Annotated in this window: 15 protein-coding genes; 8 read left to right on the top strand and 7 right to left on the bottom strand. The window is 61.3% G+C overall.

Annotated features, from left to right (window positions below):
- The first annotated feature begins 5 nt into the window (after positions 1-5).
- From WFJ47_RS01950 to WFJ47_RS01925, 6 genes are all read left to right on the top strand, one after another.
- On the top strand, positions 6-596 hold the full coding sequence (locus WFJ47_RS01950; RefSeq protein ID WP_336760512.1) for a GNAT family N-acetyltransferase: 591 nt from the start codon (positions 6-8) through the stop codon (positions 594-596).
- Positions 597-818: 222 nt separating this feature from the next.
- On the top strand, positions 819-1,283 hold the full coding sequence (gene rpsF, locus WFJ47_RS01945; protein WP_023977643.1) for a 30S ribosomal protein S6: 465 nt from the start codon (positions 819-821) through the stop codon (positions 1,281-1,283).
- Positions 1,284-1,288: 5 nt separating this feature from the next.
- A complete protein-coding gene (rpsR, locus tag WFJ47_RS01940; RefSeq protein WP_023977644.1) occupies positions 1,289-1,570 on the top strand; it encodes a 30S ribosomal protein S18 in 282 nt (93 codons plus the stop codon).
- A 10-nt stretch (positions 1,571-1,580) separates the two neighbouring features.
- Positions 1,581-2,159 carry a 50S ribosomal protein L9 gene (gene rplI, locus WFJ47_RS01935; protein ID WP_127102794.1) on the top strand — a complete coding sequence of 193 codons (579 nt, stop codon included), beginning with the start codon at positions 1,581-1,583 and terminating at the stop codon, positions 2,157-2,159.
- A gap of 138 nt (positions 2,160-2,297) precedes the next feature.
- Complete coding sequence (locus tag WFJ47_RS01930) at positions 2,298-3,497, top strand: cyclopropane-fatty-acyl-phospholipid synthase family protein (RefSeq protein WP_336760511.1); 1,200 nt, start codon at positions 2,298-2,300, stop codon at positions 3,495-3,497.
- A gap of 150 nt (positions 3,498-3,647) precedes the next feature.
- Positions 3,648-5,921 (top strand): TonB-dependent receptor, encoded by a 2,274-nt coding sequence (locus WFJ47_RS01925; protein WP_336760509.1) that lies wholly within the window; start codon positions 3,648-3,650, stop codon positions 5,919-5,921.
- Positions 5,922-6,108: 187 nt separating this feature from the next.
- Here the strand turns inward: WFJ47_RS01925 and WFJ47_RS01920 are convergent, their stop codons facing one another.
- The 7 genes from WFJ47_RS01920 to WFJ47_RS01890 all read right to left on the bottom strand — a co-directional run bounded on the left by WFJ47_RS01920 (position 6,109) and on the right by WFJ47_RS01890 (position 14,005).
- Entirely contained in the window at positions 6,109-6,315 is a 207-nt protein-coding gene (locus WFJ47_RS01920; protein WP_127102796.1) for a cold-shock protein, read from the bottom strand.
- Between the two features lie 165 nt (positions 6,316-6,480).
- Entirely contained in the window at positions 6,481-7,299 is an 819-nt protein-coding gene (rsmA, locus tag WFJ47_RS01915; protein ID WP_336760506.1) for a 16S rRNA (adenine(1518)-N(6)/adenine(1519)-N(6))-dimethyltransferase RsmA, read from the bottom strand.
- Entirely contained in the window at positions 7,296-8,723 is a 1,428-nt protein-coding gene (locus tag WFJ47_RS01910) for a peptidylprolyl isomerase (RefSeq protein WP_336760649.1), read from the bottom strand. Before WFJ47_RS01910 ends, rsmA begins: the two co-directional genes overlap by 4 nt.
- Positions 8,724-8,790: 67 nt before the next feature.
- Positions 8,791-11,103 (bottom strand): LPS-assembly protein LptD, encoded by a 2,313-nt coding sequence (locus WFJ47_RS01905; RefSeq protein ID WP_127102798.1) that lies wholly within the window; start codon positions 11,101-11,103, stop codon positions 8,791-8,793.
- Positions 11,103-12,254: an LPS export ABC transporter permease LptG gene (gene lptG, locus WFJ47_RS01900; RefSeq protein ID WP_336760505.1), complete on the bottom strand. Its 1,152-nt coding sequence runs from the start codon at positions 12,252-12,254 to the stop codon at positions 11,103-11,105. The genes WFJ47_RS01905 and lptG overlap by 1 nt, the downstream gene beginning before the upstream one ends.
- Positions 12,244-13,395 carry an LPS export ABC transporter permease LptF gene (gene lptF / locus WFJ47_RS01895; protein ID WP_127102800.1) on the bottom strand — a complete coding sequence of 384 codons (1,152 nt, stop codon included), beginning with the start codon at positions 13,393-13,395 and terminating at the stop codon, positions 12,244-12,246. The genes lptG and lptF overlap by 11 nt, the downstream gene beginning before the upstream one ends.
- A gap of 64 nt (positions 13,396-13,459) precedes the next feature.
- The gene (locus WFJ47_RS01890) at positions 13,460-14,005 is read right to left on the bottom strand and encodes a hypothetical protein (protein ID WP_336760504.1); all 546 of its coding nucleotides are present in this window, start codon (positions 14,003-14,005) and stop codon (positions 13,460-13,462) included.
- Positions 14,006-14,088: 83 nt separating this feature from the next.
- Between WFJ47_RS01890 and WFJ47_RS01885 the strand changes: the two genes are divergently transcribed.
- On the top strand, positions 14,089-15,375 hold the full coding sequence (locus tag WFJ47_RS01885) for a DUF3142 domain-containing protein (RefSeq protein WP_336760503.1): 1,287 nt from the start codon (positions 14,089-14,091) through the stop codon (positions 15,373-15,375).
- The gene (locus tag WFJ47_RS01880) at positions 15,362-17,497 is read left to right on the top strand and encodes a hypothetical protein (RefSeq protein WP_336760502.1); all 2,136 of its coding nucleotides are present in this window, start codon (positions 15,362-15,364) and stop codon (positions 17,495-17,497) included. Before WFJ47_RS01885 ends, WFJ47_RS01880 begins: the two co-directional genes overlap by 14 nt.
- Positions 17,498-17,506: the final 9 nt, after the last annotated feature.

Below are 17,506 nucleotides of genomic sequence, written 5' to 3'. Positions count from 1 at the left end.
GGCTCATGGAGCCCAGGTTTGAGACAGTACCGGAGCGTCCCACGACCGAAGTCACGGTCGAGGTGACGTTTCTCGAGCGTCTCAGGCCACCGCCATCAGCGCATATAGGCTGGCCCGAGAACTACCGCCTCGAGCGTTGGCATCCCAGTAATGAGGACTATCTGGCGCTGTATCGTCTGGTCGGTGCGCCGCATTGCTGGTGGATGCGGTACATGATGCCTTACGATACCCTGCATCGTATCATCTCCTCGCGACACACCCAGATCTGGCGTCTGCTCGGACCTGAGGGGGTTGCGGGGTTCTTCGAGCTCGATTTGCACAAGCCTGAGACGCCTTATCTGTCCTATCTTGGCCTGGTGCCGGGCGCGCAGGGCAAAGGGCTCGGGCGCAAACTACTTACAGCGGCCATCAGCCATGGCTGGCAGAGGCAGACACGCGTGATGCGGGTCAATACCTGTACCGCCGATCATCCCAACGCGCTGCCGACGTACAAGGCTGCCGGGTTTGTGCCGATCATGGTTGAGGAAGAGCATTGGGCCGTGCCTGATGATCTGGGTCTGACGCTTCCAGCGCATCTTCTCACCCCCAGGATCTAAAATCCTCCGGCTCCCGGTTGGGTCCTGACCAGAACTCAAGTGCGTGCTCATGCAGGCAAATGCAGGAAAACTCTTGCCCCTGCATGAGCGTATGTGCTTTATGCCGCCTTTCCCTGCCGGACGAAGGCATCGTCCCGGCTATACCCGAGCCTTGTGGAAGAGGCGCTGATCCGACCGGTCCCGGTCGAATGGTTGGGTTGAAGCAATCCGAAGGGAGCTCATATGCCGTTGTACGAAAGCGTGCTCATCGCACGTAACGATATCTCGCAGGCGCAGGTCGAAACCCTCGTCGAGCAGATCGAAACCCTCCTCACCCAGGATGGCGGTTCCATCGAGAAGCGCGAGTTCTGGGGCCTGCGTTCGCTCGCCTACCGCATCAAGAAGAACCGCAAGGGCCATTACGTCCTTCTCGGCCTGAATGCCCGCCCGGACCAGATCCGTGAGCTGGAGCGTCAGCTGAGCCTGAACGAAGACGTTCTGCGCGTTCTCACGCTGCGCGTTGAGGAAATCACCCAGGACCCGTCTCCGATCCTGTCCCGCAAGGGCGATGATCGTGGCGATCGCGGCAATTTCCGTGGTGGCAACTCCAAGCCTGCTGGTCGTTTCGACAGCGGCCGTGGCGGCCGTCGTGGCGACGATCGTGAAGAATACCGCGCCCGCGAGGGTGCCGAGATGGATGCGGAGTAATCGCGATGTCTGACGAGAACACCAACGAGATCAACCCGGCCGCCCGTCGCATTGCCGTCGGCGCCCGTCGTCCGTTCTATCGCCGCCGCAAGTCCTGCCCGTTCTCCGGCCCGAACGCGCCGAAGATCGACTACAAGGACGTGCGTCTGCTGAGCCGCTTCCTTTCCGAGCGCGGCAAGATCGTTCCGAGCCGCATCACGGCGGTCTCGGCCAAGAAGCAGCGTGAGCTGGCGCAGGCGATCAAGCGCGCCCGTTTCCTTGCCCTGCTCCCCTACGTGATGAACTGAGGAGACAGGCATGTCACAGACTGAAGTCATCCTGCTGCAGCGCGTTGAGCATCTGGGCCAGATGGGCGATATCGTCCGCGTCAAGCCCGGCTATGCCCGTAACTTCCTGCTGCCCCAGGGCAAGGCGCTTCGCGCCAACGCCCAGAACCGCCAGCGTTTCGAGACCGAGCGCGCACAGCTCGAGGCTCAGAACCTCAAGCGTCGTGAAGAGGCCGAGCGTCTTGCCGAGCGTATGCATGGCCTGAGCGTCGTCATCATCCGTCAGGCTGGTGACAGCGGCAGCCTTTATGGCTCCGTCACGACGCGCGACATCGCGATCGCCGTGACCGCTGCTGGCCTGACCGTCAGCCGCAACCAGGTCGTTCTTGCCGAGCCGATCAAGCTGCTCGGTCTGGTCGAGGCCCGCGTGGCCCTGCACCCGGAAGTGTCGATCCCGGTTACCGTGAACGTTGCCCGTTCGGAAGAAGAAGCCGAACGTCAGGCACGTGGCGAAGCGATCGTCGCTGAAGAGGACGAATATGTCCTCGAAACCGAAGTCGAAGGCGAAGACGCCGCGACCGAAGGTGAAGTCGAAGGCGCAGCCGTCTGAAAAGACGTATCGCTCTGCGATTGACTGCAAAACCCGGCTGCCTCAGGCAGTCGGGTTTTGTTTTATTCGGCCCTGTTGACGATCTCCGGTTTTCCTCGTTCAATTACTTGAACTGACGAAAAAAGAGCGGGATCGACCATGATATTTCTGCTGGACCGGGTTCTGAAGCGATTCATAAGCGCCGGCGCATTTGAGGTCATCCTGCCCAGCGGAGAAAAACGCCTCTATAAAGGCACGCGTCCCGGCCCGAGCGCCGCCATTCATGTCAAGACGGACAAGGCGCTCAGGGCCTTGCTGCTGAATTCAGGTCTCGCTTTTGGTGAGGGCTGGATGGACGGCACGATCGTCTCGGTCGACTGTACGCTCGAGGATGTGTTGAGCGTCCTCATGCTCAATATCCACGACAGTCATCATATGCTCAGTCGCTTCGAGGAAAAGGCCCGTTTTCTCACGCGGTTCTTCAGGCAGTTGAACGGGCAGCGGCGTTCGCGTCGCAATGTCGCGCATCACTATGATCTGAACGGAAAGCTGTACGATCTCTTTCTCGATGAGGACCGTCAGTATTCCTGCGCCTATTTCACGTCAGATGACATGACGCTGGAAGAAGCGCAGCTTGCGAAAAAGCGCCATATTGCCACCAAGCTTCTGCTCGACCGGCCCGGCCTCGATGTGCTGGATATCGGCTGTGGCTGGGGGGGCATGGCGCTGACTCTTGCGCGCGACTACGGAGCCAAGGTGACAGGCATCACGCTCTCCCAGGAGCAGCTGCAGGTGGCGCGTGAACGTGCCCGTGCCGCGGGATTGGAGGGCCTGGTCACGTTCAAGCTGATGGATTACCGAAAGCTCGACAGGCGCTATGATCGTATCGTCTCGGTCGGCATGTTCGAGCATGTCGGGATCGGCCATTACGACACCTATTTCCGCACCGTACGCAAGGCGCTCAAGCCTGACGGCGTGGCTTTGATCCATTCGATAGGGCGCATGGATGAGCCGGGCTCGACCAATCCCTGGATCGATAAGTACATCTTCCCTGGCGGCTATTCTCCGGCCTTGAGCGAGGTTCTGCCCTCGGTCGAGCGTGCAGGTCTCTGGGTGACGGATTGCGAGATCCTGCGTCTGCATTACGCCAAGACGATCAAGCACTGGCGCGCACGCTTCGCCGCAAATCGCGATCAGATCAAGGCGCTTTACGATGAGCGCTTTTGCCGGATGTTCGAATTTTATCTTGTCGGCGCTGAACTCTCCTTTCGTCTGCAGGGGCACATGAATTTCCAGCTTCAGCTCACGCCCGATATCGACGCCGTACCGCTGACCCGGGACTATCTTTGCCAACCCTGAGGTGAAGAGCAGTGAACCGCGCGAGCCCGGGCGGCAAGCGCGTCAGCGACGATCCCAAACAGGCCTAGTCATGATTTGTTAAGAAGAATGAGCTTTCGAAACCGTGACTCACGGTTTCGTTATGTCACATTTCATGTCACGTATTGGCGAATGAGAAACATTCGCAACCCATATCGTGGGGCGATCCTGCCTTGCCCCGGTATCATCCTCATCGCAGCGCTTGGAGCCTTAGCGCCGCCTGATGCTTCGGCGCGCGACGCACCTGTTGAGGAGGATAGCCGGGTTGCCCCAGACAGCGTGGGCCATACCTTGCTTCGCAAGGGTGGCAGGACAGGACGGGTCGCCGCTAGCCTCGCAGGCCAGCGGCGCATGCAGGAGAGCGCCGGGCGAGTGCGTCGGCGCCATGAAGTGCTGACCGTCATCGGTGAGCGCGGAAGCTATGCCGCATCCGACAGCACCATGGGCGATAAGCGTTCCACACCCTTTTTACAGCAGACACAGACAACCAATGTTGTTACCCGTCAGACCCTGGCTGATTTCTCGCCCCAGACGATGGAAGACATGGCCAAATATGTGCCCGGCATGGCGATTGGCAATAATTTTGGCGGGACGCAGGACGCCCTTGTCAAACGTGGCTTCGGAGCGATCGATGACGGATCGATCCTGCGCGATGGCATACGCATGCCCATAGGGCGCAATTATCAAGGCGACACCGCCGAGCGGGTGGAGATACTCAAGGGGCCAGCGTCGCTTTTCTATGGGATGCAAGAGCCGGGCGGCGTGATCAATGTGGTGACAAAAGCGCCCGATTTCAGGCGCTGGGGCGGCGGGTTCGGCACACAGTGGAGTTCACTCGGTGGCGGAAATGGCCATGTCGACGTCACCGGACCGCTTGGGAGGAGGTTCGCTTTCCGCCTGATCGGAAGTTACAGGAACGAGAATTACTGGCGTAATTTCGGCTCCAACAGGCAGATACTCGTGGCCCCGACACTGAGCTGGCGTCAGGAGCGCTGGGATGGCGCGCTAGCCTATGAATTTGTCGATTACAACAATGTCCTCGATCGCGGTGCTGTCTTTATGGGGAATAATCCAATATCAGGCCCGCAAAAGCGTGTGGACGAACCCTGGACCGCTTCTTTCGGCACGCGTCACCTTGTCGCGAGCCATTTAGGCTATCGCCTTGGCGCCCATGACCGCCTGCGTCTGTCTGGTGGGTATAACCGCGACGATTATCACGACAGGCAGGCCGATCCATCGAGCTACTCCCCCCGTACAGGCGTGCTGTTGCGCCGGTATCGTGCCAACGGAGGGACCATCCGTGCGAATGGCAGTGTGGCGCTCGATTATCTGGCCGATCACACGTTATGGCGCATGCGTCACGAACTCACGGCTGGGATCGATTACGAGAACCGCAACCAGAACCAGGGCGCTTTCTACCAGTCGGCCAATCAGGGGGGATTCTTCCCGGCCAATCCGGTCTATGGTGGGCTGGCCCCCGTCGGCCGCGTGAATGCGGCGAACAGCAATCTGCAGCAGAATATCAATTCTGCCTCAGGGTATCTCAAGGACAATATTCACCTGACCAGCAGTCTGATTGCCAGTGGCGGTGTGCGCTATCAGTGGTTCGGGCTGCACTATGGCAGTGGTATTCCATTTGTTCGAACGACCGATGCCTCCTATACGAAACCACTCCCCTTCGCCGCATTGGTGTGGCAGCCGTTCCGGACCCTCTCGTTTTACAGTGATTACTCACAATCCTTCGGGGCTAATCAGCTTTCGGCGGGTAGTGTGCTCGAAGGTGGATACAAACCGACAACCGGACGCGAGTTCGAACTGGGTGGGCGGTATGAGGATCATGGTCTGACCGCCGATGTCGCGCTGTATCATATCCGCAAGAAGAATGTTCTGCAGACGGCAGGGCTCGATGCAGACGGCAACATAGTGCAGCGTCTGACCGGGTTGGCAGGATCGAAAGGGCTTGAGACGAGCTTGAGCGGTGCACTGACTCGCCATTGGAGCGCCATCCTCTCCTATGCCTGGACGGATGCGCGCACGTTGCGCGACACGCCAGCCACCGAGGGGCATCAGTTGATCGGCGTGCCCAGGAACAGTGGCAGCGTCTTCCTGACCTGGAGTGGAAATCTCCCCCGGCGCAGCGTCGGGATGCGCGTTGGCGGGGGCGTTCATCTTGTAGGAACGCGGGCAGCAGCGCTGGACAACAGTTTCCAGGTCCCGGGTTACGGCACAATCGATGCCTTCGCATCCTGGACAGTTCCACGGCTCTTCGCCCGACAGCTGAGCCTTCAGCTCAACGCGGTCAATCTGCTCAATCAGGGATATATCATCGCCCCGACCGGTTCTGCCTATCGTAATAGCTGGGGTCAGGGGCGCAGCTTTGCTGTGGCGACATCAGTGGCATTCTGAACGGGTCACCGCCGCTATGCGGAATAGTGGGATATTTTCGAGGGGGGAGGAGGCAGTCCTCCCCGGCCGGAAACGGATCAGGGCCGGGCGCAGTCCTGGGGAAGGACATGCCCGGTAGTCCGAAACAGGGTGGGCTGCGCCGCTCTGGGAGATGCGCGAGACCCTGTTTTCCGTTACGGCTGCAAACTCAGCTCAGCTTGAGAGCGACTGCCGAGGTCTTGCCGTTGCGTCCAACTTCGGTCTCGTAGGAGAGCGCCTGGCCGTCATTGAGGGAAGTGAGGTTGGCCTTCTCGACCGCCGAGATGTGCACGAACACATCGTCGCCACCGGCATCCGGCTTGATGAAGCCATAGCCCTTGGTGGAGTTGAACCATTTTACGGTGCCTGTTGCCATAACAAGGCTCCTTGATACCATGACGGCCACGCAGAAGAATTATGCGTGCAAACATGCTCCTGCGGGACTGGTCTTGGCGCCACATGCACCCGAACGCCCGGGCAAGAACACCCGTCTTCACCCTGTATGGGCGCTCGCTCGACGCTCTGCAAGCGCCTCGCAGCATCAGTTTTCGCGAGCGACCAGTTTTGCGAGCGTTGCGAACTCCGCGATCGAAAGGGTTTCGGCGCGTCGCGTGGCGAGGATACCAGCTTTTTCGAGCAGGGCTTCCCCCCCGATTGGCCGGAGCGAAGCGCGCAGCATCTTGCGTCTCTGGCCGAAAGCCAGATGGGTGACATGCTCCATGGCCTTGAACAATATCGCAGAGGGCTGCTCGGCATGTGGCACGATGTCGACGACTGCGGAGTCCACCTTGGGCGGGGGCGAGAACGCACCGGGGGGGATTTTCATCACCATGGCGCAGCTTGCGCACCATTGGGCGAGTACGCCCAGACGCCCATAGGCTCCGGTATCCGGCGCCGCACAGATACGTTCGGCTACCTCGAGTTGGAACATGAGCGTCATACGCTCCCAGGAGGCAGCCTGACGCAACCAGCCCACCAGGAGCGGCGTCCCGACGTTGTAAGGGAGATTCGCCACGATCTTGCGGGGTGCCGGGCAGAGCGTGGTGCAATCCAGTGCCATGGCATCGGCCTTGACCAGATTGAGCCGCCCCTCGGCATGGGCCGCAAGCTCATCGAGCAAAGGCCAGGCGCGCTGGTCGATCTCGACCGCATGGACTGCGACGGCCGTGGTATCCAGCAGGGCGCGGGTCAGGCCACCAGGGCCAGGCCCGATCTCGACGACGTGACGTCCCGCCATATCGCCGCCAAGTGCGGCGATTCGGGCCACGATGCCCGGATCGAGAAGAAAATGCTGTCCGAAGGATTTCTTGGCGTCGAGTCCATGTATGCGGATGGAGTCCCGCAGTGAGGGAAGGGTCATCCCTGGCCTGAGGCCTTCTTCCCGTGTGGCTTGGCCGGTGCGGTGTCGTCCTCAACCGCGGGGGTATCGTCCTTTTTGGCCGTGGCCGCCTTGTCGTCCTTTCGCATCTCGATGACCGAGCGGCGTTCCAGATCGCGTTCGAGCTGACGCGAGGCCTGCTCGACGCGCTCGTTCATGAGGCTGTCTGCAATCTCGCTGGGGCTCTGCTGGGCGATATTCTTCTGCCCTTTGGAGCATACGGCGAGCAGCGCGATGCCATCGCTGGAGACGAGCGGACGGCTGGACTGGCCCACAGGCAGATCCGAGAGAACCTGACGCATCTGCGGGTTCAGGCGCTCCAGAACCAGCTGGCCGCCCGGATCAGAGGGATGCTTTTCGCCGATGCTGCGGTTGAGTGCCTCCATGGCGTCACATCCATGAACCGACTGGGCTGCCGACGTCGCCTTCTGGAGAGTCAGCTTCTGCTGATCCGTCGGCTGCTGCGGATTGAGAGGCGAGGAGAAGGGGAAGAAAGCCTGGCGCACGGTGACCATGGTCACGTTCTGATGGCCGATCGTGCGCTTGCCATTGACCGTCACGATGACGTAGCCCCCCGCGACCTTGACCGGATTCGAGATGGCGCCGATGGGCATCTGGCGCACGATCTCGACCACTGGGGGGTCAAGACTGTCTTCCTGTACCCAGCCCATGGTGCCGCCATCAAGCGCGGTCTGGGCCTGCGAGAACTGTGCTGCCACGATCGGGAAGGGGGCACCGTTACGCAGCTGCGTAATGATCGTCTTGGTGAATTCGAGTTCCGTTTCCGAATGGCGTGGATCGGCAACGGGGATGAAGATTTCGCTCACATTGTACTGTGCTCGGCCTTCCTCGGCGCGCAGAGCCTCTTCGCGCTGCGTGATCTCGCGCGCGGTGATGCGGCCGCGGCCCGAGATTTCCTCACGCAGCACCTGCATCCACCCGATCTGCACCCGGATCTGGTCGATCAGCGTGGTGAGCGAAACGCCGTCCTGGGCCAGGCGGTCGCGCAGGGCATTCTTCGGCATGCCGTTGCGCGCTTCGATATTGTTGATGGCCTGGGCAATCTGCTGCGGCTCGACGTTGATGTGACGCTTGAGAATTTCCTGCGTCTTGATGCGTTCATCGACGAGCTGGCGAATGATCTGCGGGCGCAAACGTTGCATCAGGTCGGGGCTGATGTTCAGGCCGGTCGAGAGCGCAAACAGCTTGCCGCGGTTATCGACATCGCGTTCGGTCAGGACCTGCCCGTTGATCGTGCCCAGAATGGCATCCTCAGGCGGGATCGCGGCAGGGGACACGCTGCCATGGCCGGGGTGGGCACGCTGCGCATGATGAGCCGGCGCAGCCTGGGCCGAGAGGGCCGGCAGGGCCAGACAGGTGGCAAAACCCAGAAGCATCGCACGCATCGAGCGGGGCGTCCCGGTATGCGGGACAGCCCGAAGGAAGGGAGCGGAGAAGATCATTGCGCGTCCGTCAGCCATTGATTCCGAAGGTACCGATTGTCTTGAAGGTAAGGTTGAACAGCACGGTCGTGTTGCGCTGCTGACCACCGATCGAGGTATATTGCTTGATCGCAAGGATGTCCAAGCCGAAGCAGTCATTCGAATAGCCGATATCGCCACCGAGACTGACGAACTCGTGGCGCGACAGCGAGCGACGGCCGTAAACCGAGGCGTGGTACTGCTTGTAGGCGGTCGAGAAGCCTGCCGTGACTTCATTGGTCGGGGTGTAATAGACCTGCGCCGGACCACTGACGCGGTAGTTCTCCGCGTAGAAGTAATAGGGCGTGACCGGCTCGTAGATATAGCCTGCATTGACGTGGAAAACCGGCACGCCGACGCTCACAAGCCCTTCGCCATAATCGAATTTCTTGCGCCAGGGATCGTAACGTCCACGGGCGGTCAGATCGAGATATTGATTGGGGCTCACCCGTACACGCGCCACAGGCGAGGAAAGATGGTGCGACAGGCCGGAATAGGGAATGCGGTTCTGGGTGATATGCTGCTGGATGCTTTCACCCACGAGGAAATCAACCGCATGGCCGCGCCACGTCCAGTTGCCGTGCACGCCGACATTACCGCGCAATCCGCCATCGAGGCGGTCCGTACCGGTGTAGCGATTCAGGGAGAAAAGCGTGCTGTCGGTGAATTCGTATTGCAGCGAATCTTCATTCGGGATCATGCGCGTCGCGCTGTTGCCCATATTGGGGGCCGCAATGGCCTGAACGATCGGCTCGATGATCTGCGAGCCATGCCCATGGGCGAAGCTGCGCATGAACGGCCAGTTCATTTTCAGCGCTACAGTCGGGAGGACCCAGCCTGTCGTATGGGTGCCGGTCTCGGTGTAATAGAGCGGTTGTTCCGTGAGATGGCTGGCCTGATAGACCGTCGCATCGACGCGTGCGGTCAGGAGCCAGATCTGCCCCAGAACGTTATGAAAGGGGCGGTTCCAGTTCATCTGGATCTGCCCGCGCTGATCGCGCGTGCCCTGGGGGCGATAGACGTTGAAGTCGTTCGTATTCAGCGAGAATGTGCCGCCCAACGGGTCCGTCTCGGCCTGGAAGGCATAGGTGAAGCGCGGCAGGACGAAAGGCAGGTTCGAGTTGCGGATGACGCCCTGATTCAGCCCCTGATAGAACTGACCGTCGAGACGCGCATAGGAGCCAACGCCGAAGCCGTCGATATAGGCTGTTGAGCTCAGCGTTTCATTGCCGTAACCGGTGATGCGATAGTCGCGCATGTAGTTGGCTGATGAGGCGAGATTCAGGTTTGCCCCTGCGCGCCAGTGCCGGTCGATATCGAATATTGCCGATCCGCGCACATAGCCCTGTATGCCGTTATCATTGGTACCACTGACAGTATTGCCGAACGTGTTGACGTAGCTGCCTTCCTTATGGGTGCTGTAGGCGATGCCGCCCGTCAGGTTCACCTTGCCGAAATTGAGCTGGTTTCGATACTGCCCACTGATCTGGGGCCCGGTGCGGGTCGAGACGAGACCCTGCACGGTCAGATCCTGCTGGTCGTCGATTGCCCAGAAATAGGGAATGGTGAAATAGGTGCCGAGATAGCGGTCATGCGGGTTGATGCCCGGCATGAGGAAGCCGCTCTGACGTTTCACACTCGGATCGGTCATCGAGAAGATCGGCAGATACATGATGGGCAGGCCGAACATGTCGAGATAGGCATGGCTGAACTCGATGCGCTGATGTTCGGCGTCCTGCGTCGCGTTATAGGCGCGCAGCTGCCAGAACGGCGCGCGCGTCGGGTCCTTCGCGCAGATTTCGCAGGCCGTGTAGACGGCCTTGGCCATGTCGTTGATCTTGCCGTTGGTGCGCCTCATGCCATTCGCAGCAAGCTTGGCATTGTCTTCCATGCGCAGGAAAATGGCCCGCGCGATGCCGTCATGCATGCCGTTGCTGAGCTCGACATACTCAGCAAAACTCGTACTGCCATCGGGCTCGACCATGGCCACATGGCCCGTCGCGGTCATGACCCCAGTATTGCGGTCATAGACGATCTTGTCGGCGCGCAGGGCATGATCTCCCTGCCAGACCTGCACATTGCCGGTCCAGGTCGCGACGCCGCTGCGCGTGTAGCTTTCCTGGTCAGCGAGATAGGTAACCGGATCAGATTGCGATGACGGCTTGCCAACGGCCACGCGCGGACCAGTCTGGCGCTGCATCGTGGCATCGGCCTCCGGGATCGTGCTGAAACTTGCGGTGCCGGCAAGCATGGACGCGGCCAGCCAGGACCTGCGCCTTCTCTGCGCAACGCGCCGTTTCGACATCAACCATCCTCCAGATGCAGAAGCAACGCTACTGCCAAGCATAGACCTGCGCCAGTCGGTGCCCAGGCCGCCATGACAGGCGGGAGGGCACCGGATTCACCAAACTGCGCTGCCACTTTCGAAATGGTGAACAACGCGAAACCCGCAGCGATTCCCGAGCCCAGCATACGTGCCACACCGCCGCGTCGCGTGGGACGCATCGAAAAGCCGGCCGAGACGAGCGCCATAGTACCGCACAGGATCGGAAGAGCTAACAGAGTCTGGAAGTGCAGTCGATGGCGTATGGATGAAAAACCGGACCGCTCGAGCAGATGGATGAAACCGGGCAAGGTCCAGACCGACAGCGTATCGGGAGACGAGAAACTCTGTTCGACGCGGGTCAGGGAGAGGTTGGTCGGCAGAAGGTAATCGCCGATCCGCACCGGCAGGTGGTTCGGCCGCACAGTCGCCGCATCCTCGAGTTTCCACGCTCCCTGCACGAGCTGCCCACGCGGGGATTCGATGCGGATCACAAGCTGGTCGCGCGCGTCGAGACGAAAGACACTGATATCATTGATGCGCAGCGCACCGTCTCGCAGGAACACGTGGCGGGCATGCAGAATGGCCACGCCCTTTGCGCCCTGTTCGTCATCGAGCTGGCGCAGCCACAGCGCGCCGCCATTGAGCGAGAGTGGGCCGCCTCCTGTCTTGAGATAGGCCTCGTCCAGCAATTCCGCCTTGCGAAACATCGAGGAGGAAAGAGGGGAGAGCGCCATGGTGCCGAACGCGCCGAGCATAATGGCGCAGGCCAGCGGGGCGGCCAGGAATTGCCAGGCTGAAATCCCGGCAGCGCGCGCCACGATCAGTTCGGACGAGCGAGTCAGGCGCCAGAAGCATACGATCCCGCCGAGCAGAATGCCGAAAGGCATGATCATGATCATGAAATAGGGCACATGCAGCCCCGCGATCTCGGTCACGAGGCTGGTGGGCACATCCGGCTTGGTCGCCACGCGGCGCAGCAGATCGATGAAGTCGAACAGTGAGACGAGCCCTGTCAGGGCCGCAATCATCGCCAGGGCGAAAAGCGTGAAGATGCGCGAGATATAGATCGACAGCGTGACCGACACGCCAGCCGATGACCCCTTGAGCAGGGAGAGGGGATTAAGCGCCATTCGATTTCCGCCTTCCGGCATTCAGGGCTTCGCGGCCGAAAATCCAAAACCCACATCCGATGGCGGGCAGGATGGCGACCAGCCAGAGAAGCGGGACGAGGGCAAGGTTACGCCCTGCGAGATTCTGGAGCATGAGCGACAGCGCCATGAGCCCGACAACGCTGAGAATGGCCGTCATGGGGCGCTTGATATTGCCATGGCGCGAAAAAGCGCCGCTCAGTACGGCCACGAGCGCGATCATGCTGAAGGACAATGTGGTCAGCGGTGCGGTCAGGCGGCGCCACCCTTCCACGGCAAATTTGCCCCAGTCGCGCTGCGAGACGTAGTTCGGGTCAGGGTGGAACAGTTCGGGCAGCGACATCTCAGCAGCATCGCGGTTTTCGCTTTCTGCCTGCTTGCTGCTCGAAAGGTCGATCGTGTTGCGTTGAAAAGTCAGCACGTTCAGCCGACCGGTATGATGGTCGATTTCCTGACGAGAACCGTTGAACAGGACCACGCGCGGCTGGTTGTCGATGACGACCATGTTGCCGCGCTCGGCAATGATCGTGGCGCGGGCTTCAGGCTGCCTGTCGTCTTCCACGAAGACGCCATGCATGACGCCGTCACGATCGCGTTTGCGCACATAGACGGTCATGTCCTTGGAGAGCTGCGCAAACACGCCGTCCTGCAGGAGAAACGCGGCCATGCGGTTGCGTATCTCGAATTCATAGCGCCGGAACGCATGATAGGAGACGGGAACGAGCCAGAGATTGAGGATATACCCCAGAACAGTGGTAATCAGGGCGCAGGCCATGGCCGGTCGTGCCAGCTGGAACGGCGAGAGTCCGGCTGCCTGCATCACCGTAAGCTCGCGATCGCCCGACATGCGCTGATAGCCGAACAGGACAACAAGAAAGGTTGTGATGGGCAGGATCACCGCCAGAAAGGACGGGATCATGAGCGAGGTCAGCTGAAGGAACACGCGCAGCGACAGGCCGCGATCAACGACCAGCGAGACGAAGCGCAGCGATTGCATCAGCCAGATCAGCGCGATGGCGCCGCTCGTGATCCCGACCAGCCCGAGAAAAAGCTGACGCAGGATATAGCGTTCGCGCAAGAGCAGGAAGGAACGGCGTTTGGGGCGTGAAGCCGACTCAGACATGGGTATTGCCCTTAGCGTTTCGCCAGACTTGCCGAAAGCTGCATCATGTTACGAAATCTGCGATCTAGCGCGGGTCGCGAAGCCAGCGATCGCCGCTATGCCGGCTATGGGCGACGAAAAAACCGGCCAGGAGCCCCACCACGGCGAAGGCGCCGGTCCAGAAAGAGGGGCGTATGAGCAGCAGGGACAGGACGGGCGCTGCGACAACGCCGATCAACGTGCTGACAAGCGTCTCCTTGCGCGTGGGGCCGAAATGACGTTCGGCATGACAATGCGGGCATTGCTCATCCGTGCGCTGCATCTTGCCGCGACATGCGGGACACAGCACGACCGAATCCTGCGCAGGGGGGCGTGGAACGGGCAGATAATTTCCTGTCAGGACGGATCGCTGACGGGGCAGGGGGGAGAGACGCACCATGGAGAGCACATGCCGCGAAGCACAGGGACGATGCAATATGAAAATGGACTTGAGGCTAAGCGCCCTGTTTTGAACACAAAGGATGACTGCTTGCGGCGTGACATGGTTTTCATGCTCTTGCGGCTCATTCCCGAGGCGTTTTACCTTGGCGATACGACCGATGAACCCGCGATGGTCCACGCGAGAAGACACGCGTCTACCGATGCGAACGCCTGCCCCGTTCATCGGCAGAGGCATCGACACAACAGGCAGCCGCCTGCGCGAGGAGGCTTCACATGAAACCTTGCTCGTCGCGCAAGGGCATCGGGGCCGGTATTCTCGGTGCCGTGCTCGCTCTTGTCGCCGTGGGGGGCTTGGGGGCGTGGACTGGCCTGTTGCCTCCCGCCCGTGTCCTGTCCTCTACGTCCGTGCGGCTCCCCTCCGATGCCTATATCTGGCAACGCGTATGGAGCGACGCGCTGGTTCAGGCGATCAGGACAGCAGACCCAGCTCTGGAGAGGTGGCATGTGCTGGCCTCCGAGCGCGATCAGCGCGGGATCTGGCATGATGCACAGCTGACGGCCCCGCCTGACGGGACACTCGCGCAGGTTTTTGCGGCGCATCCCGTCCTTGCCGTCTTCCGGCTCAGCGGCCGTCGCGCCGATCTCGATCCTGCCGCATTCGCTGCGCACATCACCGCAGTAGTGGCCGAATGGCGCTCTCTCGGGATCGTCGTGCAAGGGATCGAACTCGATCATGACTGCGCGACGGCGCGGCTCGACGCCTATGCACGCTTCATCGCCGCACTGCGTCCAAGCCTGCCGCCGAAAACCGAGCTGTCGATCACGGCTCTCCCCGCCTGGCTCGGTTCGTCCGCGCTTCCCGAATTGCTCGGGGAGGCCGACAGCGCCGTGTTGCAACTCCATGCGGTACGCAACCCTGTCGAGGGGCTGTTCAGCCCGGTTCAGGCGCGAAACGCGGCATCTCTTTTCGGTCCGATCGCGGCCCGTACCCTGCGCTCGGGCCGGTGGTGGATTGCCCTGCCCAGCTATGGATCACGCATCCTTTGGGGGCAGGATGGCCAGGTCGCCGCGATAGAGAGCGAGGGGAGCCAGGGCATCGGCCCCGGTAACGGGCAAGAGCTGATCGTTGCCCCGCGGCAGATTGCCGCCTTCATGCAGAGCATCGAGGCTCGCCCCCCGATCGGACTCGAAGGCTGGATCTGGTTCCGCCTGCCAGTCGCCGGCGACCGGCGCTCATGGAGCCTGGGATCGTGGTTGAGCCTCGTCCGGCACGAGCCGATCCGCGAGGCCATGACGCTTGAGGCTGCGCCGGCGGGCAAGGGGCTGTATCATATCATTGTCAGGAATACGGGAACGGTTGACGCCCTGCCGCCGCCCGTCCTTCATGTTACAAGTCCGTGCCGAGGGGCAGGGGCCCAGGGACCGTATCGTCTTGATTACGACCGTGCAGGGCTCTCTCTGACCCGTGCGCAGACCAGTCTGCTCACTGTCGGTCAATCGCTCATCGCCGCCTGGCTCAGCTGTCCGCAGGAGGAAGCGTCCATCCATGTCACGCCCTAATCAACTCTTCAGGCGACCGGTTTCCTTGTCGGGGATTGGGCGCAGGCGGGTGTCTCTGGTGGTCCTCGCTCTGGCCTCCACCACCATCGCGGCCGTCTTCGCCTGCGGACCCTTTTTCCCAGAGCAGCTTCTCGATGATCGCAAGAATACCCTTGCGAACCTGCCCGAATTCTCTTTCTCCCGTGAAGTCACGCGCCTCATGCCGAGCACGCCTTCACCCGGCAAGAGAGCCGCCGACGCTGCCGATTCGTCAGCGGCGTCCGTGCTTTATGCGCGCGGGGCACGCGCCTATCGCGACCCCCAAAGCGAGGATCGGGGACTGTCGAGCTTTGATGCGATCGGCCCCTTGCCCGAGGCAGGAACGGACAGCGTGCGAGTTAAGGCAGCTTTCATGAGTGGAAAGGCCCATGAAGCGCTTGCTTTTGTCGCTGGCCACGACACCGACGAGGAGCTTGAGGACGCAGCTCGTGGCTTTGCCGCGACGCGGCAATTAGTCGCACAAGGCTGGAGCGATCCCGATGGCCTCGGCCCCGCTTCCTGGGGGGAAGAGGCGCGACTGGCGCTTCATGCACAAGGCAGGGTGTGCGGATGGACCGAGATGGTGCGGCACGATCCCTGCACGGAGGCCCTGACGAGCGTACAAATCGCCAAAGCGCTCACACTGTACACTCACCAGGCTGTGGCTGGAGCCTCCTCCGGAGTGGACTCGCTGAGCTTCCTCCTCGAATGGGTTTCTCGACATCCTGCGCGGCTTGAAGCGCTCGCGCAGGACAGCCTCGGGCGAGACTTGCTGAGCCTTTACGTGCTGGCTTACGATGATGGCAGCGCACCCGGTCATGCGGCCATGAAGGCGCTCGCACGTTCCGCCTCGGACATAAAAACCGGACCGGGGGGCAGGAATGCTCTTCTCGCACTTGCCGCCTACAGAATGGGCCAGTTCGATCTCGCCGCGCAGTTTGCTGGCGATGATCCTGCGCCTTATGCTGCCTGGGTGCGGGCCAAGCTTGCCATGAGAGTCAATGATCTGCCAGGTGCCGCGCGTGCCTACGCTCAGGCTATCAAGGGTTTCCCGACAAATACCGCGTCTGGAGACCCGGCAATGACATCGCGCATACGCAGCGAGAGCGGTATCCTCCAGCTGTCGCGGGGAGAATTCGTTCAGGCATTCATCGCCCTCTATGACGCGGCGCGAAGCGGAGGTGCCTCTGCTGACGGGGCCTCTGCTGACGGGGCAAGTGATGCCGCCTATCTCGCCGAACGGGTTCTGACGGTCGAGGAACTTCGTGCCGAAATCGACCGGGCCATTCCCGCCAGCCCCAAGCCGCCGCCGCCCCGCGAAGGCGATCTCCTTCCCGCGATCACGCTAGGCGATACGATGCGCCAGATCCTGGCCCGCCGTATGGTCCGAGAGGGGCGTCTCGACGAATCTCTGGCCTATTTTCCCGAGGACGATGATCCGCGCTTTCGCTCAGAGAGCGAGGGGGGGCATGCGGTCGATCGGCCCTACCGCCAATGGGTGCGCGCCTATGCGAAGGCGCTTGCCGAGGCGCATTCGGGATGGACGCGTGTCAGTCGGGCGCGAGGATGGTTCGAGGCAGCGCGCATTGCACGCATCCATGGCATGGAGATCATGGGCACTGAGCAGGGGCCGGATTACGCTGTCTATGAGGGCGCCTATGAGGGGGGTGCGGGACGGAGCTTGTATTCGAGCAATCCCCAGGATCCGCTGGAAGGCAGCCTGACGCGCCAACAGCGCGTGGATCGGGCGCTGAAGGGGCCATTCATCACGCCGGAAGAGCGCAAGCGCTATCAGGCCAGCGAGGTGGTGCCTTTTGCCCGATATCATTATCGATGGGTCGCGGTGGACTACGCCGAGAAAGCGGCAGATCTGCTGCCCCCGCGCTCCCAGGCCTTCGCCGCCGTGCTTTGTCAGGCCGCCTCGTGGCAAACGGACCGGACGCCGATTTTGTACGCGCGCTACCTCAAAGAGGGGGCACTCGTGCCTTTCGGACGCGATTTCGGCAATCGTTGTGAGATTGCTCCCGACTTCGAGGCCGCGCGTCATTACATGCTGCGTACGAAATGGCGTCATCTCCGCGATCGGATCGCCCGGTATCTCTGAGCGTCCGAT

Origin of the sequence: Asaia sp. VD9 (genome assembly GCF_037150015.1) — a bacterium.
Taxonomy (GTDB): domain Bacteria; phylum Pseudomonadota; class Alphaproteobacteria; order Acetobacterales; family Acetobacteraceae; genus Asaia.
This window is presented reverse-complemented; position numbering and strand designations above follow the sequence as displayed.